This is a genomic window from Solwaraspora sp. WMMA2056 (genome assembly GCF_030345095.1).
Classification (GTDB): Bacteria; Actinomycetota; Actinomycetes; order Mycobacteriales; family Micromonosporaceae; genus Micromonospora_E.
Genome location: NZ_CP128360.1, coordinates 596,143 through 615,883, shown reverse-complemented (window position 1 = coordinate 615,883; position 19,741 = coordinate 596,143). Strand labels below are relative to the sequence as shown.

General features: G+C 71.4%; 20 protein-coding genes. 8 read left to right on the top strand and 12 right to left on the bottom strand.

Annotation, left to right across the window (positions count from 1 at the left end):
• Window positions 1–3: 3 nt before the first annotated feature.
• Together O7608_RS02850 and O7608_RS02845 are read right to left on the bottom strand one after the other, a co-directional pair.
• Window positions 4–1,236, bottom strand: coding sequence for a hypothetical protein (locus O7608_RS02850; protein ID WP_289208503.1), 1,233 nt, complete (start codon window positions 1,234–1,236; stop codon window positions 4–6).
• A 4-nt stretch (window positions 1,237–1,240) separates the two neighbouring features.
• A complete protein-coding gene (locus O7608_RS02845) occupies window positions 1,241–1,792 on the bottom strand; it encodes an RNA polymerase sigma factor (RefSeq protein WP_289208502.1) in 552 nt (183 codons plus the stop codon).
• Between the two features lie 385 nt (window positions 1,793–2,177).
• Between O7608_RS02845 and O7608_RS02840 the strand changes: the two genes are divergently transcribed.
• Window positions 2,178–2,732 carry a type 2 periplasmic-binding domain-containing protein gene (locus O7608_RS02840; protein WP_289208501.1) on the top strand — a complete coding sequence of 185 codons (555 nt, stop codon included), beginning with the start codon at window positions 2,178–2,180 and terminating at the stop codon, window positions 2,730–2,732.
• Between the two features lie 229 nt (window positions 2,733–2,961).
• Entirely contained in the window at window positions 2,962–3,741 is a 780-nt protein-coding gene (locus O7608_RS02835) for a S1 family peptidase (protein WP_289208500.1), read from the top strand.
• Between the two features lie 39 nt (window positions 3,742–3,780).
• Here O7608_RS02835 and O7608_RS02830 read toward each other — a convergent pair whose 3' ends face one another.
• The 5 genes from O7608_RS02830 to O7608_RS02810 all read right to left on the bottom strand — a co-directional run bounded on the left by O7608_RS02830 (window position 3,781) and on the right by O7608_RS02810 (window position 9,207).
• Window positions 3,781–6,336 (bottom strand): SpoIIE family protein phosphatase, encoded by a 2,556-nt coding sequence (locus O7608_RS02830; protein ID WP_289208499.1) that lies wholly within the window; start codon window positions 6,334–6,336, stop codon window positions 3,781–3,783.
• Window positions 6,337–6,447: 111 nt separating this feature from the next.
• Window positions 6,448–7,767, bottom strand: a complete 1,320-nt coding sequence (locus O7608_RS02825) for a low temperature requirement protein A (protein ID WP_289208498.1) — start codon at window positions 7,765–7,767, stop codon at window positions 6,448–6,450.
• Between the two features lie 171 nt (window positions 7,768–7,938).
• On the bottom strand, window positions 7,939–8,130 hold the full coding sequence (locus O7608_RS02820) for a phosphatidylethanolamine-binding protein (protein ID WP_282224909.1): 192 nt from the start codon (window positions 8,128–8,130) through the stop codon (window positions 7,939–7,941).
• A 199-nt stretch (window positions 8,131–8,329) separates the two neighbouring features.
• Window positions 8,330–8,755, bottom strand: a complete 426-nt coding sequence (locus tag O7608_RS02815; RefSeq protein ID WP_289208497.1) for an organic hydroperoxide resistance protein — start codon at window positions 8,753–8,755, stop codon at window positions 8,330–8,332.
• The gene (locus O7608_RS02810; RefSeq protein ID WP_289208496.1) at window positions 8,755–9,207 is read right to left on the bottom strand and encodes a MarR family winged helix-turn-helix transcriptional regulator; all 453 of its coding nucleotides are present in this window, start codon (window positions 9,205–9,207) and stop codon (window positions 8,755–8,757) included. Before O7608_RS02810 ends, O7608_RS02815 begins: the two co-directional genes overlap by 1 nt.
• A gap of 134 nt (window positions 9,208–9,341) precedes the next feature.
• Here O7608_RS02810 and O7608_RS02805 point away from each other — a divergent pair, with 134 nt between their 5' ends.
• Complete coding sequence (locus tag O7608_RS02805) at window positions 9,342–9,551, top strand: heavy-metal-associated domain-containing protein (protein ID WP_289208495.1); 210 nt, start codon at window positions 9,342–9,344, stop codon at window positions 9,549–9,551.
• Between the two features lie 6 nt (window positions 9,552–9,557).
• Here O7608_RS02805 and O7608_RS02800 read toward each other — a convergent pair whose 3' ends face one another.
• The 3 genes from O7608_RS02800 to mltG all read right to left on the bottom strand — a co-directional run bounded on the left by O7608_RS02800 (window position 9,558) and on the right by mltG (window position 13,584).
• Window positions 9,558–11,816 (bottom strand): heavy metal translocating P-type ATPase, encoded by a 2,259-nt coding sequence (locus O7608_RS02800; RefSeq protein ID WP_289208494.1) that lies wholly within the window; start codon window positions 11,814–11,816, stop codon window positions 9,558–9,560.
• A gap of 146 nt (window positions 11,817–11,962) precedes the next feature.
• A complete protein-coding gene (locus O7608_RS02795; RefSeq protein WP_282224913.1) occupies window positions 11,963–12,256 on the bottom strand; it encodes a metal-sensitive transcriptional regulator in 294 nt (97 codons plus the stop codon).
• 56 nt (window positions 12,257–12,312) lie between these two features.
• Window positions 12,313–13,584, bottom strand: a complete 1,272-nt coding sequence (gene mltG, locus O7608_RS02790) for an endolytic transglycosylase MltG (RefSeq protein ID WP_289208493.1) — start codon at window positions 13,582–13,584, stop codon at window positions 12,313–12,315.
• A gap of 177 nt (window positions 13,585–13,761) precedes the next feature.
• Here mltG and O7608_RS02785 point away from each other — a divergent pair, with 177 nt between their 5' ends.
• Window positions 13,762–15,084, top strand: coding sequence for an NYN domain-containing protein (locus O7608_RS02785; RefSeq protein ID WP_289208492.1), 1,323 nt, complete (start codon window positions 13,762–13,764; stop codon window positions 15,082–15,084).
• 79 nt (window positions 15,085–15,163) lie between these two features.
• On the opposite strand, the gene O7608_RS02780 is transcribed toward O7608_RS02785, so the two are convergent.
• Window positions 15,164–15,472 (bottom strand): amphi-Trp domain-containing protein, encoded by a 309-nt coding sequence (locus tag O7608_RS02780; RefSeq protein WP_289208491.1) that lies wholly within the window; start codon window positions 15,470–15,472, stop codon window positions 15,164–15,166.
• A 202-nt stretch (window positions 15,473–15,674) separates the two neighbouring features.
• Here O7608_RS02780 and O7608_RS02775 point away from each other — a divergent pair, with 202 nt between their 5' ends.
• Window positions 15,675–16,631, top strand: a complete 957-nt coding sequence (locus O7608_RS02775) for a serine/threonine-protein kinase (protein WP_289208490.1) — start codon at window positions 15,675–15,677, stop codon at window positions 16,629–16,631.
• Between the two features lie 145 nt (window positions 16,632–16,776).
• Here the strand turns inward: O7608_RS02775 and O7608_RS02770 are convergent, their stop codons facing one another.
• Complete coding sequence (locus O7608_RS02770; protein ID WP_289208489.1) at window positions 16,777–18,144, bottom strand: glycoside hydrolase family 62 protein; 1,368 nt, start codon at window positions 18,142–18,144, stop codon at window positions 16,777–16,779.
• Between the two features lie 250 nt (window positions 18,145–18,394).
• On the opposite strand from O7608_RS02770, the gene O7608_RS02765 reads away from it, so the two are divergent.
• From O7608_RS02765 to O7608_RS02755, 3 genes are read left to right on the top strand one after another with little or no spacing between them, the layout of a single operon-like run.
• Complete coding sequence (locus tag O7608_RS02765) at window positions 18,395–18,772, top strand: SCP2 sterol-binding domain-containing protein (RefSeq protein WP_289208488.1); 378 nt, start codon at window positions 18,395–18,397, stop codon at window positions 18,770–18,772.
• Between the two features lie 6 nt (window positions 18,773–18,778).
• On the top strand, window positions 18,779–19,156 hold the full coding sequence (locus O7608_RS02760) for a glycogen debranching N-terminal domain-containing protein (protein WP_289210754.1): 378 nt from the start codon (window positions 18,779–18,781) through the stop codon (window positions 19,154–19,156).
• Between the two features lie 17 nt (window positions 19,157–19,173).
• Window positions 19,174–19,500 carry a hypothetical protein gene (locus O7608_RS02755; RefSeq protein ID WP_289208487.1) on the top strand — a complete coding sequence of 109 codons (327 nt, stop codon included), beginning with the start codon at window positions 19,174–19,176 and terminating at the stop codon, window positions 19,498–19,500.
• The last annotated feature ends 241 nt before the right edge of the window (window positions 19,501–19,741 follow it).

The window sequence follows — 19,741 nt, the reverse complement described above, 5'->3', positions numbered from 1 at the left end:
GGTTCATGCCGGCGGAGTCTGCCCTGGCCGATCCGGCATACGAGTGGCTCGAACGGCGGCACCGGGTTCCGCGCCGAGCTGGCCGACTCGACCCGAGTCGAGGAAGACCACGTAGTAGGCAACGGTCCCGGTCGCGTCCGGGTCGCCCGCCGGCAGGTCGACTCGTTCGTAGCCGAGCAGCCGACCGGTCGCGCTGTCGACGACGATCGTGTCGCGGGTCGGTGTGCCGTCCATCGTTCCGGTCGCGCTGATCGCCACCCCGGACCGGCCGGCCCGGTCCAGCACCGGCCCATGGGTGTACAGCTCGGTGTCGGCGAGCACGGCCAGCGCGGCGGCCCGGTGCGGCGCGGACAGGTCGTGGAACCGGTAGAGGCCGACCACGGAGCGCAGGACGGCCTGCGGACCCTCGTCCAGCGGTTGTTCCTCGGCGAGCTGACCGGCCAGTACGGTCCGGTCGGCGGACGGGTCCGGCACCGCCACGCCGAGCGTGCCCGGCCGGTAGCTGACCAGTTCCGGCGACGCCTGCGGGTCGGCCGGGTCGGTCCGGGTCTCCTGCCCGGAGCGGTCGCCGGTCCACCACAGGCGTTGGTCGTAGGAGCCGGCGGTGAGCCCGGTGGCCGGGTCGTCGCCCCACCAGGTACGCAGGTGGACGTAGGTGTACCGGCCGCCGGCCGGGAGGTCGGGCTGGCTGTCGACGTGCCGGGCGATCCCGGCGAGCTGGTGCCGGGCCGGCGTGACACCGTGGCCGGTGGTCAGCGGCAGCGGTGCGTCCGGGTCACCCGCTGCGGCAGGGTCCGCTGCGGTGGAGCCAGGTCTGGTGGAACCGGGTCCGGGTGGGCCGCTGTCGCCGTACGGCCGTAGCGCGCCGACGCCGCCGACCAGCAGCACCACGACCGCGGCGAGGAAGACGGGCGGACCCCATCGGCGGAGCCGGTGCCGGCCGGCTGGCTGCAGCCGCGCCGGCCGCGCCGGCCGGGGCGGCTGGGGCGGCTGGGGCGGGCCGGCCCAGCGGATGCGCGGCCGGTCCGGCAGCAGTGGGCGTGGCCGGTCGGCCCAGACGCCGTGCAGCACGGTCGCCCAGCGTCGTACGGGGCGCCGGTGAGCGGCCGCGATCAGCCCGACGACGTCGATGTCGGGTGGTGGCGGAATCCTGCCCGACCTGGGCAGCAGGACCTTGCCGGCCAGCCGCACCAACTCGTCGCGGCGGACGTCTTCCTCGGTGGTCTGTCGATCCATCGGATCATCCCCTTCCGTGCGCGGGAGCGCGCCGCCGGGCCTGCCGGCGGAGCACCTCGTCGCGCACCTTGTGCAGCGCACCGCGGGTGCGGTACAGCGACTGCCGGACCGCTGCCGGGCTCATCCGCAACATCGCCGCGATGTCGGCGGTGCTGACGTCGCAGATCGTGAGCCGCAGACACTCCCGGTCCCTTTCGCTCAGCCGCCGGCACACCCGGGACACGTCCTGGCGCAGCTCGCTGGCTCCCATGTCACCGTCGTTGCTGACGACCAGGGACAACGCGACGAACTGCCAGGCGCTCCGGTCCTGCCGGCTCTTGGCGAGGTGGCGGGCGGCCAACCGACAGGCGACCCGGTAGAGCCACGCCTTCGGGTGCCTGATCCGGTGTCCCGCCCGGCGGTACTGCCATGCCCTGATGAACGTCTCCTGCAGAAGATCCTCGGCGTCGCCGGTGTCGCCCAGCCGTTGAACCAGTACCGTCCACAGCAGAGATCCCTGCTCGCGTACCTGATCCGCGAGCCATGCGTCGATCTCTGCCGCATCCTCTGCGTCCACAACTCTCCTTGCTCCTCGTCCGGCGGAAGGTCGCGGCCGGGGGCGCCGACGTCGGCACCCGCCATATAAGAGGCGTCAGCGTGCCCGATCGTGATGAGGAAATCTCGTCGATCTTGGTGGAATCGTCCACCATGTGGACCATGAAATCCGTACGCATCTGGAATTGATCTTGATGTGCGCAAATCTGCAGGTGGTGCCGGGAAAAGTGGACGCGATGCAGTTTCATCTATTTACTTACGACTATATGTGGATATTGATGAAACACTGGGGAGATGGGCGAGGGCCTGCCGTCCTCGTCGTACCTGCTGATCGCCTGAGCGCGGCGACAGTGTCCCGTCAGTCAGTCAGTCGGCCGGACCGGCCGACACCAACCGTGGAGATCGACATGACGCTGCCCACCCGCACCCACCGCCCCGGCCGATGGCTGCTTTCCACCGCCCTGATCCTGACTCTGCTGACCACCGGCACCCCCGCCGTGGCGCGCCCGGTAGCCGAACCCGAGCCCGACCCGGCTGCCCCGACCATCGAGCAGTTGATCGCCGAGTACCTCGCCGCGCATCCCGGCGGCGTCCGGATCAACGAGACCGAGCTCGCCTACTCCGACGGTCGGTTCGTCGTCAGCGTGGCCCGCCCGGCCGGCACCGGGGTCCTCGCCGGACCGGACTGCCCGAGCGGATGGTTCTGCTTCTACGACGGCACCAACTACGGCTACCCCCGGGGGCGACTCAGCGACTGCGGCTGGCAGGACCTCGGCAACTGGGGGTGGCGCAACCGCGTCGAGTCGGCGCACTACCACCTCGGCCACGGCAGCACCACGTTCCTCGACGAGACCGGCGCCACCGACACCAAGCTCTTCGTGATCAGCGTCGCGAACCGGGCCGTCGCCGACGTCAGCCCGCACCGCAACCGGGCCGACTACGTCTACCGCATCTGCAGCTGACCGACCTGCTCCAGCCTGCCCGTGACCTGCCCGAGCCCGCCGGTGACCCGCAGCCGTCGATACGGCCAGTGATGTCGCTGCGAACACGGCCGGTCGTTCTGCGTGCCCGAATAGGTAGGCGATAGCCCGTGTCCGCTGGGCGGTCGATCGTTCTAGGGTCGGTGGAGCCCATCGATCCCAAGCTGTCGTCGGGGGCGCGCCGGCGGCACCATCCCCAGAGGAATCCAACGTGTCCCGTACGCTCGTGTCCCGCCTGACGAAATCGGCGCTGGCGCTGGCCGTCGCGGCCGGTCTCGCCGCCATGATCGCCGGCCCGGCCGCCGCCGTCGCCAACGGGGAGATCGTTCCCGAAGGCCAGTACCGGTTCTCGGTGAAGCTGACCATGACCGGTATCCCGACCGCCGACGGCGGTCGCCGCGACAGCGCCTGCTCCGGTGCGCTGATCGCCCCGCAGTGGGTGGTCACCGCCGGTCACTGCTTCCGGGACTACACCGGCACCCGCGTCGAGCGGCCGGTCGCCGACCTGACCACCGCGACCGTCGGGCGCGCCGACCTGTCCGGCGACAACGGCACGGTCCGCACCGTCGTCGCGGTCCGCCAGTCACCCACCAACGACCTGGCCCTGGCCAAACTCGACGCCCCGGTACGAGGAATCGCACCGGTCGCGCTGAGCAAGCGGGCCCCGAAGGCCGGCGATCTGGTCCGACTGACCGGGTACGGGGCGGTCGACTCGGTCGCGCCCACGCCCTCCACCGTGCTGCGTACCGGTCAGTTCCGGGTCACCGAGATCGCCGAATCGACCATCGGGGTGACCGGCCACCAGCCGGCGGCGGACACCAGCGCCTGCCCGTACGACTCGGGCGCGCCGTACTTCCTCGAGCCGAAGTACGGCCCGCCGAAGCTGATCTCGGTCGAGAGCTTCGGGCCGGGCTGCCCGCACGCGGACGTCGAGACGACCTCCCGGATCGACAACATCCTCGGCTGGATCTGGCAGGCCATGCGGGGCTGAGCACGGCGCGTCGACCACGCGGCGTGACGCGCCGCGTGGTCAGCGCCCGGGCAGGGTGATGGTGACCCGGGTGCCGCCGCCGCTGAGGTCGAGCACGAGACGCCGGGCCATCCGGTTGATCAGATCGAGGCCGCGACCCCGCTCCGAGCCGTTGTACGAGTGCCCCCGCCAGTGGCCGCGGTCGGTCACCTCGATCCGGACCTGGCGCCGGTCGAGCAGCATCACCTGCAGCGCGACCGGCCCGGTCGCCCGGCCGTGGTAGGCGTGCTCCAACGAGTTGATCAACGCCTCGTTGCAGGTGGCCAGCAGCGCGTCCACCTGGTCCGGGGAGAGTTCGTGCCCGGCGGACCAGTCCCGCAGGGCCCGCCGGGCCGTCGACAGGTCGGCCGGGGAGGTCAGAGTCAGGCGCAGCACCGGCGCGTTCGCCGCGTCACCCGGCAGGCCGCCGAGACGGACACAGGCCACCACGGTGTCGTCGACGATCACCCGGTCGTCGGCCATCGCCTCGATCAGCCGGTCGCACCAGATCTGCGGCTCGGTGCCGGACAGGCCGGCTGCGGCCCGCCGCAGCCGGTCCAGTCCGGCGTCGATCACCTGGTCGCGGCGCTCGACCAGCCCGTCGGAGTACCAGACCAGCATCGCCGGCTCGGGCACCGTGAGCTGTGCCTGGGTGCGTGCCTGGGAAGTCAGCCGCAGCGGCAGGGAACGGGCCTCGGTCAGGTACCGGCCGACACCGTCGGCGACCAGCAGCGGCGGCAGATGCCCGGCGCAGGCATAGGTGAGCAGCCGGTCGGTCGGGCTGTACTCGGCGTACCCGACCGTGGCGAAGTCGGCACCGTCGATCGTGTGGCAGGCGAGGTCCAGCGCTTCGAGGACCTCGACCGGGGTGGCCCCGGTCTGTGCCACCGACCGCAGCGACTGCTGCAGCCGCCCCATGGTGATCGCCGAGGCCAGACCGTGGCCGACGACGTCGCCGACGGCGATCCCCACCCGGTTGCCGGGCAGCTCGAACACGTCGTACCAGTCGCCGCCGACGTCGCGGCCGCGTTCGGCGGGCCGGTAGCAGACCGCTGCGGTGACCCCCGGCAGGTCGGTGGAGATCTGCGGCAGCAGGGCCCGCTGCAGCTGGTGTGCGGCGGCGTGCTCGGCCTCGTACCGTTCGGCCCGGTCGACCGCCTGGCCGGCGAGTTCGGCGAGGGTCTGGGCGATCGAGGCGATCTCCGGGGTGATCGCGTCGTCGCGGTGGAAGCTGAACGCCAACGCGCCGAGGCACCGGTCACCGACCCGGACCGGCACCACCAGCAGACTGCGGGTGCCGGTCTGCGCCTGGGTCTGCGCCACCGCCGGGTAGCGGGCGGTGACGGCGGCTAGGTTCGGCAGCCGGATCGGCTGGCCGGTGCGGACCGCGTCGACGACGGGCAGCCGACCGGCCTCGGTCAACGGCAGCTCGGAGAAGCGTACGGCGAGCTGCTCCGGCACGGCGCTGGTCGTCCAGGTCCGCAGTTGCGCCCCGGCGGCGTCGACGATCGCCACCGCGCCGTGATCGGCGACCAGACCGACGCCCCGGTCGACGAGGACCCTGACCATCTGGTCCGACGTGGCGGCGGTGGCCAGGCCGGCAGTGACGTCCTGCAGGGTCTGCAGGCGGCGGCGGGCCGCCACCTCACGGCGGGACTCGGCCTGGGCCCGGTCCCGTTCGGCGACAGCGATCGCCAGCGCCCAGGCGCCGAGGACCACCACGGCGAGGTAGACCTGGAGCGAGGCCGCCTCCAACCGGGGCTGGCCGGCCAGCCCCGACCACGGTCCGTGTCCAGCGGCGCTGAGCAGATTGGCGGTGAACGCCATGACGAACCCCGCCGCGCCCACCGTCGCCACCCGGCCCCGGAAGCCGACCGCCAGCAGGACCGGCACCGGCAGGTACGCCAGTGGCACCTCCCGGGGCCAGAAGCCGATCGTGGTCAGCGCGCCGGTCGCGGCGAGCGTCGCCCCGCCGCGCGTCAACTGCCCGGCGAGTAGCCGGCCGCGCAGCGAGTCGAGGCCGACCAGCGCGGCACCGAGGGTGAGCACGGCCAGGCCGTCGCCGGCCCAGAACTGGCCGAGCGCCTCCCACCAGCTGGATCGCATGGCCAGCGCGCTGGTGCTGGCCCCGATCACGGCGCCGACCAGCGGGCCGGCGACGACCCCGCAGAGCAGGAACGCCAGCGCGTCGCGGTAGCGGGTCAGGTCGATCCGTTGGGGGCGTAGCTGCCGGAGCAGAGTGGCACCGACCAGCGGCTCGGCCACATTGGTGACCACGAAACCGGCGGCGGTCAGCGGATCGAGCCCTTGCCACAGATCGATGCCGAGCTCGGTGGCGCCGGCCGCAGCGAGGATCCACGGCCAGTGCCGCCGGTGGGCCAGCACCAGCGCGCCGAAAGTCACCCCGGCCGGTGGGAAGAAGACCGCGCCGACCGCCGAGGCGTGGAACAACAACCAGGAGCAGCCGGAGCCGAGGGCGTACCCGACCGCGACCGCCGCCGCGATCAGCAGGGACGTACGCAGTCGCCGCTGGCGATCGGGGTGTCGGCCGGCCGGGGAGCCGGCGACTGGTGTCATGGCCGTCACCCTGCCACGTACCGTGCGCGGGCCCAAGTCGGTGCGTCCCTACCTGCGGGGCCGGCCGGTGCCGCCCCGCCGCGTCAGCGGGGGCGGCGTACCGGGTCCGGCTCACAGGTGGCGGCGGCGCCAGTCGGTCTCCTCGCTCTCCAACGCCTGCTGCTCGGCGAGCCGGGCCTCGCGCAACTGCTGCCGCTCGCCTCTGGTGTGCCGGTTCTCGACAGCCGTGGCGGTGACCGTGACCAGGCTGAGCGCGGCGAGCGCGGCGAGCGGCGGGAGGTGCTCGGCGACCGGCAGCAGGGCGCCGAGGAGCAGGACCGGGACGACGGAGACCGGCCGTACCGTGCGGATCGTGCGGGCCTGGAAAGCCAACAGGGCAACCAGGTAGATCAGCACACCGCCGTAGAGCACGTGCAGATGGGCCGGGTCGAGCACCTCGGTCTGCTCGCCGCTGGCGACGCCGGAGATGTGGGTGAGCACCTGCTTGACGCCGAGGGAGAGCAGGATGATGCCGAGCACCATCGGGAAGTGCAGCAGGGTGTACGCGTCGCGGGCCAGCCGGATCCGGGCGATGCCCTGGGTGCGGTGCAGGACCTGTTCGGCGGCGATCGACCGGGCGTCGAAGTAGGTCCACCACAGGGCGCAGATCAGCGCGATGCCGAGCACGACGGCACCGATCAGGTGCAGGGTCAGCGGCGTACCGGCGGTCAGGTCGGCACCGATGCCGATCGAGATGACCGTCTCGCCGAGGGCGATCAGGATGATCTGGGCGTGGCGTTCGGCCCAGTGCCCGGCGGACACGATGGTCAGGGCACTGGGACGCAGGACCGCCAGGTAGGCGACGGCGATCGCGGCCACCCAGAGCCCGACGAAGACGGTCACCTGGGCGTTGCCCTCGAACCGCGGTGGCGCGATCGCGCCGAGGACGAGCAGTACGGTGCTCAGCGCCAGGGCCGGGGCGCTGCGCAGCCAGATCTGGCGCAGTCGGGGGTAGCCGCGGGCCGCGTACCGCAGGGCAAGGATCTCCAGCACCCAGATGAGGCAGAAGCAGGCCGGGAAGACGAATTCCCCGGGTACGGACAGCGGAACCCGGTCCGGGGGTGGCGGCGGGGAATCCTCGGCGCTGGTGTCGGGCAGGATCGTGACGGAGATGAAGATCGCTGTCATGATCACGAAGCCGACGATCGGCATGACGCCCTGGTCGGCCCGTAGGTTGTTGCCGAGTACGGCGAACCGCGACCAGACCAGCCAGAGGGCGGCGAGCAGGAAGGTGATCGCGGTCAGGCTGGAGCTGTCGAGTTGGTCGACGGTGAGCGTGTTGAGGTGGATGAAGGCGAAGACGAAGACCAGGTCGAAGAAGAGCTCGAGCCGGGTGACCTTGGCGCCGGGCGCCGCCGGCCGTACGCGTACCGCCGGGCCCGCATCGTCCACTTCCGGAGAATATGCGGGTATCAAGCCTACTTGTCGGCTTATCCCGCGTTTGGTGGAGCGGGTGAGCTGCCCGGGGCACATCCTGGCCGGACCGGAGTGCCTGGCCGGACCGGAGAGCGCCCTGGTCGGACCGGAGTGCGCCGTCCACGCATCCGGTCCGACCAGGGCTGACTAGCGCGCGCCCTTCGGTCCGAGGCCGCGTTCGGTGCGCACCACGCCCTGTCGACCCCGCTCGTCCTGCAGGATCTCGTTGGCGCGTTCGTCCGCACCGCGGTCGTTGGCCTGCCCCGAGTCCTCGAGTTCCTTGCGGAGGCGGGCGCGCTGAATGTCGTACCCCTTGCTGCCGGGCCGCTTACCGGACATGGCTCCTCCTCGGTTGCTCCTGGACGCGGGCGTACCCACGATCCGGCGAGGTATCCGGGCCGCTGTCGGTGCCGACCGGCTCATATCGTTCAGTATCTATCTAATGGGGCTCCGGTGCAACCGTTCGGGTCACCGGCGGAAACGTTTCGGGCACCACCGGGTGGACCGCCCGGACGGCGGGTGGACCGCGCCGGACTCCTCAGGCCGCGCTGGCGAGCGACAGGGCGACGTCGATGTTGCCGCGGGTGGCGTTCGAGTACGGGCAGAGCTGGTGCGCGGCCGTCAGCAACTCCTCGGCGGTCGCCCGGTCGAGCGCCGGTAGCTCGACGGTGAGCGCGGCGGTGAGCCCGAACCGACCGTCGGCCAGCTTGCCGAGGCCGATCCGCGCGGTCACCGTCGACCCGGTCACGTCGGCCTTCGACTGGCGGGCGACGGCGCGCAGTGCGGAGTGGAAGCACGCGGCGTAGCCGGCGGCGAACAACTGTTCCGGGTTGGTGGCGCCGCCGGCACCGCCCAGCTCCTTGGGCATCACGACGTCCAGGTCGAGGATCCCGTCGGAGCTGCGGACGTGGCCGTTGCGGCCGTCGCCGGTGGCCAGTGCCTCGGCGGTGTAGAGAGCCTGCATCAGGATCGGTTTCCTTCCGTGGAGTGGATGTGTTCGGTCAACCCGGTGAGGGTCTGTCGCAGCTCGACGAGCTGGTCGAGGGTGAGACCGGTGGCCGTGGCGACCCGCAACGGCACGTGGGCGGCACGGTCGCGCATCGCGTGACCGTCGGCGGTCAGGTGGATCCGGACCTGCCGCTCGTCCTGACTGGCCCGTTCCCGGCGGACCAGCCCGGTCGCCGCCATGCGTTTGAGCAGCGGGGACAGGGTGCCGGAATCGAGTCGCAGTGCCCTGCCCAGCTCGGTGACGGTGGGCGGCTGCGCGGGTCGCTCCCAGAGGGCGAGCAGCACCAGGTACTGCGGGTAGGTCAGGTCGAGTTCGTCGAGGATCCTGCGGTAGAGGTCGGTCATCGCGCGGGACGCGGTGTACAACGCGAAACAGACCTGGTGCCGCAGCTCAAGACCGGTCTCCATGCGCTGAAAGATAGTGTGCAATTAAATTGTGCGCAACCTATCGGGGTCGGCGGTGATCGACCTCACCGCCACATACCACATCGGGGTATGGGTATATGATCGACGACCGGACCACGAGTACCGAGGAGGCCGAGATGGTCGTCAGCACCTACACCGTCCAGGGCATGACCTGTGGCCACTGCGTGACAGCGGTGACCCACGAGGTCGGCCAGGTCGCCGGAGTCACCGACGTCGCCGTCGACCTGGCCGCCGGCCGGGTCACCGTGACCAGCCAGGAGCCGGTGGACGACCGGTCGGTGGCCGCCGCCGTCGAGGAGGCGGGCTACCAGGTCGTCGCCGGCTGAGGCCGGCTACCGGGCGCCCGCCGCCCGGAACCGACGCAACCGCAGGCTGTTGGTCACCACGAAGACCGAGGACAACGCCATCACGGCACCGGCGATCATCGGGTTCAGCAGCCCGGCGGCGGCCAGCGGCAGCGCCGCGACGTTGTAGGCGAAGGCCCAGAACAGGTTCACCCGGATGGTCCGCAGGGTGCGCCGCGACAGCCGGACCGCGTCCACGGCGGCGGTCAGGTCACCGCGTACCAGGGTGATGTCGGACGCCTCGATCGCGACGTCGGTGCCGGTGCCCATGGCCAGGCCGAGGTCGGCCTGGGCGAGTGCCGGGGCGTCGTTGACCCCGTCGCCGACCATCGCGACGACCTTGCCGTCGGCCTGCAACCGGCGTACCGCCGCCACCTTCTCCGCCGGCAGCACCTCGGCGACCACTCGGTCGATGCCGACCTGGTCGGCGATGGTCCGGGCCACCGTGGCGTTGTCGCCGGTGAGCAGGACCGGGTCGAGCCCGAGCCGACGCAGCGCGGCGACCGCCTGCCGGCTGGTCGGCTTGACCACGTCCGCGACGGCCAGTACGCCGCGTGCCGCACCCGCCCAGCCGACCATGATCGCGGTCTGCCCGGCGGCCTCGGCAGCCGCCGTGGCGGCGGTCAGCTCCGCCGGCACCCGTAGGCCCTCCCCGGTCAGCAGCGCGGGCCGGCCGACCAGCACGGTGCCGCCCTCGACGGTGCCCCGCACGCCCAGCCCCGGCCGGTTGGCGAAGTCCCGTACCTCCGGCAGTGGCCCGAGGTCGGCGGCGGACCGGGCGATCGCCCGGGCGACCGGGTGTTCCGAGGCGGCCTCGACGGCCCCGGCGCGCCGCAGCAGCGTCGCGCGGTCCTCGCCGGCCGCCGGATGTACGTCGACCAGCGTCATCCGGCCGGTGGTGACGGTGCCGGTCTTGTCCAGCAGGACGGTGTCCACCCGCCGGGTCGACTCGAGGGTCTCCGGCCCCTTGATCAGGATGCCGAGCTGGGCCCCGCGACCGGTGCCGACCAGCAGCGCGGTCGGGGTGGCCAGGCCCAGGGCGCACGGGCACGCGATGATCAGGACGGCCACGGCGGCGGTGAAGGCGACGGTCGGCCCGGCGCCGGTGCCCAGCCAGTAGCCGAGGGTGCCGGCCGCGAGCAGGATCACCACCGGCACGAAGACGCCGGAGATTCGGTCGGCGAGTCGTTGGACGGCGGCCTTGCCGGCCTGGGCCTGCTCCACCAGCCGGGCCATCTGGGCCAGTTGGGTGTCGGCGCCGACCCGGGTCGCGGTCACCACCAGCCGGCCGCCGACGTTCACCGTCGCGCCGACGACCGGGTCGCCGACGCTGACCTCGACCGGGACGGATTCGCCGGTGACCATGCTGACGTCGACGGCCGAGGAGCCGTCGGTGACCACCCCGTCGGTGGCGATCTTCTCGCCCGGCCGGACCAGGAACTGGTCGCCGACGACGAGTTGGTCGATCGGGACGCGCAACTGCGCGCCGTCGCGCAGCACCGTGACGTCCCTGGCCCCGAGCTCCAGCAGTGCCCGCAACGCGGCCCCGGCGCGTCGCTTGGCCCGTGCCTCGACGTAACGCCCGATCAGCAGGAACGTGGTCACCCCGGCGGCGACCTCCAGGTAGATGCTGGCGGTGGCCATTTCGCGGTCCACCGCCAGGCTGAACGGATGGCTCATCCCCGGCATGCCGGCGTCGCCGAGGAACAGCGCCCAGAGCGACCAGCCGAACGCCGCGAGCGTCCCCATCGAGACGAGGGTGTCCATGGTCGCCGCGCCGTGCCGCAGGTTGATCCAGGCGGCCCGGTGGAACGGCAGGCCGCCGTACACCACGACCGGGGCGGCCAGCGCCAGCGACGCCCACTGCCAGTAGTCGAACTGCCAGGCCGGCACCATCGCCAGGAGGACGACCGGCACGCTGAGCGCCAGCGAGACCCGGACCCGGGTCCGCAGCGGCCGCAACTCGGCGTCGGCCGGGTCCGCGTCGACCGGGTCGGCGTCGTCGGCCCGGGTCGGCGTCGATGGGCGGGGCGGTGGCGGTAGCTGCGCGGTGTAGCCGGTGCTCTCGATGGTGGCGATCAGCGCGTCGGCGGTGACCGCCGGATCGTCGATGGTGACCGTCGCCTTTTCGGTGGCGTAGTTGACGGTCGCGGTGACACCGGTCATCCGGTTGAGCTTCTTCTCGATCCGGGCTGCGCAGGATGCGCAGGTCATGCCACCGATGGTCAGTTCGACGGGGGCGCTCACGGACGATCACCACCTTGTCGTGTTCGGGGTGCGTGTCCCGTTCGGCGCGCCGAGGGGCCGGCGCGGCGATACCCCGGAGGGGTACGGAACGAGGCTACTATACCCCCTGGGGGTAAAAAGCGCGATGTCGCGTCGGTCCGGCGGTGTCAACCGCGCTTCATCAGCCGGCCGACCGCAGCCATCATCTCGGCGGCCATCTCGTCGGCCCGGCCCGCGACCGACCCCTCGTGCATGCAGTGCCGGGCGTGCCCGTCGAGCAGGCCCAGCGCGACCTTGTCCAGGGCGGCCTGGATCGCTGAGATCTGGGTCAACACGTCGATGCAGTAGCGGTCCTCGTCGACCATCCGCTCGATGCCGCGCACCTGCCCTTCGATCCGGCGCAGCCGGGCCTGCAACTGGTCCTTGGAAGCGGTGTAGCCGCGTACGGGTTGGCTGGTCACCCCTGCAGGTTAACAACCCCCCAGGGGTATCGGCGACTCTTCGCGTACCGGGCCGGTCACAAGACACCGTTGGCGCGGGCGGTCGCCTCGTTGCGCAGGTGCTCGTCGTAGGTCTCGGCGAACGCCGACCGGCCGTCCTTGTCGATCGCGACGAAGAAGAACCAGCCACCGGCGGGCGGGTCCATGGCAGCGGCGAGGGCGAGCCGGCCGGGGTTGTTGATCGGAGTGGGGATCATTCCCCGCAGCTTGCGGCTGTACGGGTTGTCCACCCCCAGCAGTTCGTCCTGGGTCATCTCGGCGGAGGTCTTGGTGGGTTGGCCGGTCGCCTCCAGCCAGTAGTTGACGGTCACGTCCATCTCGAGGCAGCCGCACGCGAAGTCGCCGTACGCCCGGTTGTAGGCCACCCGGGCCACCTTGCCCAGATCCTCCTCGGTCCCCGCTTCCGCCTGGGCCAGTGAGGCGACGATCAGCGCCTCGTACGGGGAGATTCCGCCCCGTTCGGCAGTGACCCGCCCGGCGAAGTCCAGTTCGTCGGCGACGGCGAGGAAGCGGCGCACCATCGCCTGCAGGATCTGCGCGGCGGTCGTCTCCGGCTCCAGGGCGTAGGTGTCCGGGTAGAGGAAGCCCTCGACCGATCGGACCGAGGGCTTGCCGTCGGTGCGGGTGAACCACGACTCCGGTACGCCGAGTGCCACCGGATCCTCCGCAGCCTGCTGGAACTCGGCGACCGGTATCCCGGTGCCCTGGGCGAGCAGGTCCAGCGTCTGCGCGGTGCTGCGCCCCTCCGGCACGGTCACCTGGTTGGTGATCTTGTTGGCCAGGTCGAGCAGCATCGCCAACGCCGCGTCGGCCTTCATCTCCCGGCGTACCGTGTACCGGCCGGGCTGGATGCCCTGACTGCGGGGCTCGGCGGCGGCTGCGGCGACGAAGGCCCCGGCGCTGCGGACCACACCGGCGGCGACCAGGGTCTCGGCGATGTCGGTGGCGGTCTGCCCGGCCCGGACCTCGACGGTCGTCTCGCCGGTGCCGGTGCCGCTGTAGTCGAGGGTGAACACGGCACCGACCAGCCGGTCCGGGCCGTACCAGTAGGCACCGCCGCCCAGCCCGGCGAGGGCGACGGCGACGACCAGGCCGACGGAGACGGCCCAGCCGCGACCACCGGCGCTGCGCCGCCGGGTGCCGCGCCGACGGTTTCCGCCGTCGGACCGGGGCCGGCGGCCGCCCGAGGTGGTCCGGCCGTCGCCGGCCCGCTGTCGGCGGTCCCCGGAGCGGGGTCGGCGGGCGGCGGCCCGTGGCCGGTCAAAGGGGAGATCCAGTTCGTCGGTCACCGTCGTCTGCCTCCGAGGTACGGCCACCCTGCCGATGTGGCGTCAGCCTATTGCAGTGCCGGCCGCGCCGTACGGTGTGGTGGGTCGGTGTCAGCCGGCCGGTACGTCGGCCCACCCCCAGCCCGTCGAACATCGCTGTTCGTCGATGGGTTGTCGCCGGCTTGGTAGGTTCTACCTGTGGATCATGTGCGGGTCGCGCTCTACCTTGATTTCGACAACGTGTTCATCGGTCTGTTCAAACTGGACCCGGCGGTGGCGATCCAGTTCGCCAGCAACCCCGGCGACTGGTTGGCCCGGCTGCTGTCGCTGCCCGCACCGGGCGGCTCCCGACGGTGGCTGATCCTGCGCTGCTACCTCAACCCGGCCGGCTGGGTGGCGCACCGTAACGCGACAGGCGAGCAGGAACGGGTGTACTTCTCCCGGTTCCGGCCGTCGTTCGTCCGGGCCGGCTTCGACGTGATCGACTGCCCCCGGTACAACGCGACGAAGAACGGCGCGGACATCCGGATCGTCATCGACGCCATCGACGCCCTGACCGCAGACACCCCGTACGAGGAGTTCGTCATCGCCTCGGGCGACTCGGACATGACGCCGCTGCTGCAGCGGCTGCGCCGCTCCGACCGGCGGACCATGATCGTGTCCCCGGCCGACGCGGCCGACGCCTTCGTCTCGATCGCCGACCGGGTGCTCGACAGCGAGCAACTGCTCGCCCTGGTCCAGGGTGAGCCGGTCACCCTCGACGGCGACAGCCGCGAACCGGACAGCGACGACCGGGACGCGGACGACCCCGGCGCCGGTCCCGGCCGGGACGCCGGCCCGGGCGCGGGCGACGACGTCCGGGCGGCGGCGTACGCCACGCTGCGGACGATCGTCACCACCGAGTACGACGCCACCGCGACCCCGATCAACATGGCCTCGCTCGCCCAGCGGCTGCGCGGCGAACTGGGACAGGTGATCACCGAGAGCAACTGGTTCGGGTTCGGTAGCTTCGCCCGGGCCGTGGAGAGCCTGCGGTTGCCGAACCTGCGCATGTCGCAGCACCTGATCTGGGACGACGACCGGCACCAGGCGCCGGAGCAGGGGACGGTCACCGGCCACGGCGGCGTCCTGCCCGAACCGGTCGAGCGCCTGGCCGAGCTGCTCAACCTGCCCCGGATCCCGCAGGACTGGTGGCCGCCGATCTACCAGACGCTGGCCGACTACGCCGCCTCGCACCAGTTCAACCTGACCCAGTGCACCAGCTGGTCGCGGGACCAGCTGCACGACCAGGGTGTCCCGGTCAGCCGGGGGGCCGTCGCGTTCGTCGTGCGGGGCACCTCGTACGGCGGCCGCCCGCTGCACGGGCAACCGCCGCCGTCGGCCGACCAGATCGGCACGGCCTTCGTGGCCAACGTACTGAACCGGGCGGACGCCGCCGGGATCGCCTTCGACGAGGAGGAGAGTGGTCAGGTCCGCGACTGGCTGGGCGCCGCCCGTCCCGGCCAGGTCGACCCGGACTGAGGCTGCCGGCCGGTACGGCCGACCCGACCGCACCGGCCGACCCGACCGCACCGGCCGGCTCGCCCGCCGGTACGCCGCGTCAGTCCCCGTCCGCCGCCTCGGTCGAAAGCTCGGCCGGGGCCGGTGCCTCGTCAGCGGCCGCAGCCTCGGCCGGCTTCGGCGACTCGGCCGGCTTCGGGTTCACCCAGGAGAACTCGATCTCGATGGCGAACTCGTCCGGGCCTTCCTGCTCGATCTCCAGCTCGCAGCGGACCTGGTCCGCGACGCTGATGGTGCCGCCAGCGCCGTAGAAGACCTGACCGCTGGCGTCGAGCTGGCTCGCCAGCTGCCGCAACCAGGCGGCCAGGTCGGCCCGGGACACGGTCCGGGCGTCCTCGTAGATGTCCATCCGGCCATCCTGCCATTCCACCCCGGACTGTCCGATGCCGACCTGTGCCGTGGCCGGCACCCCCGGCCGTCCGGCGCGGCTGGCCGGCTGGCCCCGCTCCGGCTCACGTTTCCGCTGCTGGGCGTCCGGGTAGGCAGCGACGGACGGGGAGATCGGCGGCAGACGTCGTCGGTTCGGGAGACGGCAGTGGTGGGAAGCGGTCATGCGTACGCTGGGCGGCCGGTACCGGCTCGACATCCGGATCGGTGTGGGCGGGATGTCCGAGGTGTGGCGTGCCCACGACGAGGTGCTCGACCGACCGGTGGCGGTGAAACTGATCGCCCCACACCTGGTCGACCACGTACGGCTGGAACGGGTGCGTTGGGAGGCGCGGGCCGCCGCCCGGCTGGCCCACCCCAACGTCGCCAGCGTGCACGATTTCGGGGTCACGGTCACCGCCGACGGCCGGCCGGAGCCGTACATCGTGATGGAGCTGGTGCAGGGTCGCACCCTGGCGGAGCATCTCGCCGCCGGGCCGTTGGACTGGCGGATCGCGGTCCGGATCTGTGCCGAGGTCAGCGCCGCGTTGGCCGCCGCCCACGCGCACGACATCGTGCACCGCGACATCAAACCGGCAAACGTGGTGCTCACCGCAGCCGGGGCGAAGGTGCTCGACTTCGGGATCGCTGCGGCGGTCGGTGGCGCCGACGTCGACCCGGACGGCAGCCTGCCGGGAACGCCGGCCTTCGTCGCGCCGGAGCGTTGGGACGGTGGGGTGGCCACTGCGGCGAGCGACAGCTACGCCACCGGGGTGCTTCTGTACCTCTGCCTGGCCGGTCGGTTGCCCTGGTCGATGGAGCCCGGTCGGCGGCGACCGCCGCGGCACGTCGCGCCCGAGCCGTTGCCGTCGATCGACGGGCTGCCGGTCGAGGTCACGCAGGTGTGCCGGCTGTCGTTGTCCCGGGATCCGGCGGCCCGGCCGAGCAGTGTGGCCGCCGCCCTGCTGCTGGCCGAATCCGTGGACGCTCAGGTCTACGTGCCGATCGCCGACCTGGCGGTGCCCCGCCCTCGATCGGTACCGGCCCGGCAGCGCGGTGCGTGGCCGGCGGTGCCGCGCTGGGACGAGCGGGCCGCGCAGGCACCGACCGACCTCGCCGACGGCGACGCGCGGGCGGTGTGACGCGCGCGCAGGCGGCGGACCCGACTTGTCGTCGGGCCCGCCGCGTCGGTTGATCGCCTCCGTACGCCCACGGTGACAGTGCGAACACGGATCTCGGTGCAGCAGCGCCGGAAACGTCAGGGCATCCGGAGAATCGGTGGTGTCGTCAGCGTTGCAGGGTCAGCACACCCGGCCGGTACGGCAGGAGTCCGTAGTCGCCGCCGGAGTTCGGGTCCCGGCCCTGGTAGAGGAACTGGAGGTTGCAGGGGTCGATGGTCATGGTCTGGTCGGCGTTGGTGCGGATGAGTTCGCCGTGGCTGATGTCGTTGGTCCAGGTGGCGCCGCTGTTGGCCTTTCCGGCGAAGGGGTTGGATTCGCTGGTGGCGTTCGGGGTCCAGGTGCCGCCGAGGTTGGTGGCGGTGAAGGAGCGGAAGTAGCGGCCCTGGGAGCCGATGGCCTCGACGATCATGAGGTAGCGCTGTTGGCCCTGGAGTTTGTAGACCTGGACGCCTTCGAAGAGGTTGTTGGTGGTGTCGGTCATGATGGTGGTGTAGTTGGAGCCGAAGCTGCCGGGGAAGTTGCCGATGGGCATGCTGGCGCGGTAGATGCGGCCGTTGTCGCCGGCGAAGAAGAGGTACATGTTCTGGTCGTCGCCGATGAGTGCCTGGTCGATGGGTCCGGTGCCGGAGTTGGAGATGCTGCCGGTGAACAGGGTCTGGTGCGCCGACCAGCTGTTGACGTTGGTGGGGTTGGTGGAGGTGCGGTAGGAGAACGCCGGGCCGCCCCACTGGTAGGCGAGCACCCAGACGTTACGGGGTGCGAAGTAGAACAGCGACGGTGCGACAGCGGAGAAGGGCATGGCGTTCTGGCTGGCGGAGCCCATCTGGTTCCAGTTGGAGAACAGGCCGAAGTTCATCGAGCCCCAGCTGGTGCCGTAGTCGTGGGTGGTGCCGTAGACGAGGTGCTGGCCGTTGTACGGGGCGTGGGTGAAGTCCTTCAACGACACCCAGCCGGAGCGGGGCTGGGCCAGCGCGCCGGTGGACGACCAGCGGTACGTCGACGGCAGGTTGCAGTTCGTCGGTGGCGCGGTGGTGGGCGGTGCCGTGGTCGGGGCGGTGCTGCCGGTGCACGTGACGCCGTTGAGGGCGAAACTGGTCGGCACCGGGTTGCTGCCGTTCCAGGATCCGTTGAAGCCGAAGGCGGCCGTACCGTTGGTCGCGATCGAACCGTTGTAGCTGACATTGCGTGCGGTGACTGCGGACCCGCTCTGGGTCAGGGTCGTGTTCCACGCCTGCGTCACCGTCTGGCCGGCACCGAACGACCACGTCAACGTCCAGCTGGTCAGCGGATCGCCCAGGTTCGTGATCGTCACGTTGGCGGCGAAGCCGCCCGGCCACTGCGACGAAATGGCGTAGTTCACCGAGCAGCCGGCCGCTGCGGCGCCGGCGGGCGCGGCCACGACGATGGCCGCCGACACCAGCAGTGCGGCACCGGCCGACGCAAGGCCGACATTGGTTGCTCTGGATCTGATCATCAATCACCCTCCGGATGCGGTGGCGACCGTTGCATAGGCGCTGGTTGCTGTAAAGTGAGCGTTAACATTGGTATCAGATATATTACGAGAGCGCTCCCAGCGGCTCAAGATGCAATCGGCGTACGTCGATAGGAGCTGTGGTCCCGGGCGGAGCCGGCACCCGACCGGGTGACGTCGGCTGACTGGCCGGGCGGCCGCGCCGGCGGCCGCACATACTGCCTGGTGCTGGCGACGACCCGGGGGTGACCAGATGCCGGTGGCTGCGCAGGACTTCTTCGCCGCGGTCGACGCAGACCCCAGGCCCCGGGTACCGCCGGGCCTCAACGGCACGCTGCGCTTCGACGTTCGCGACGGTGCCGACACCGAGCAGTGGCGGCTGCGATTCCAGGACGGTCGGGTGACCGCCGCGCCGTCTGCGGAACCGGCGGACTGCGTGGTGGTCGTCGACCGCCAGCTGTTCGACCGGATCCTGCAGGGGGTGGAGAGCATCGAGCCGGCCTTCGTCCGGCAGGCCTTCACCGTCGAAGGGCTGCTCCCGCTGCTGCTGTCGTTCCGGTGGCTGCTGCCCGACGCGGTCGGCGCGCGACGGCCCCGGGACCTGGTGTCGGGCTGGTCCAGAGCCCGATGAAACGACATCCGGCCCTCGGCCGAGCTACCCACCGGGCTGTTCAACGACGACATGCGGTACCTGTCGCGGTGGAACCTCACCGTCGATGGTCAGCAGCTGCACGCGCTCTCCGTCGACGATCTGCAGTACTTCGAGTCCCGGTTCTTCCTCGTCCCGGGAGAGCCCACGCACTACGTCGACGCGAACCTGACCATCATCCGCCGCCGGTCGGTCAGCGGAGGGGTCTTCCTGGAGCACCTGACGGTGCTGAACCACCAGAACGTACCGGTGGAGATCGTGATCCGACTCGACATCGGCGCGGACTTCGCGACATCACCGAACTTGGCGACATCCGCAAGAAAGGCAGGATCCGCACCGAGGTCGCCGACGGTACCCTCCGGCTGATCTACACCCGGGAACACATGCACCGGGAAGCGGTCGTCTCCAGCAGCACGGCCGGGATCGTGGACGAGCGCGGAATGACCTTCACCGTACGGATCGCCGCGCACGAGGCCTGGGAGACCACTGTCAAGGCGGTGTTCTGGACGAGAAACACCGAGGGCCGCGACATCCGGGAGGCAGCCTCGGTCTTCGACGCCCCTGGCGTGGTGGAACTGGGTCAGGGTGCTCGACGAATGGCTTACGTCGGCACCCATCCTCAGCTGCGACTCGGCGGCGCTGGCGCAGGCGTACCGGCGCAGTCTGATCGACCTGGAGGCGCTGCGGTTCGTGGGCAACCCCCGTGGTGAGCTGGTCCCGGCAGCCGGACTGCCCTGGCTGATGAACCTGTTCGGTCGGGACAGCATCGTCACCTGCCTGCAGGCGTCAGCCGGTCGCCCTTCGGTTGCAGTCCGAGCAGGGTACGCAGCAGCATCAGCACCGCGCCCGCCGACCTGGGTCAGGGTGAGCGTGCTGCCGGAGACGGCGGCGGGGGCCAGCCGCTATAGATGAACGTCGATAATTCCGGCGACCGCGACCGCGACCGCGACC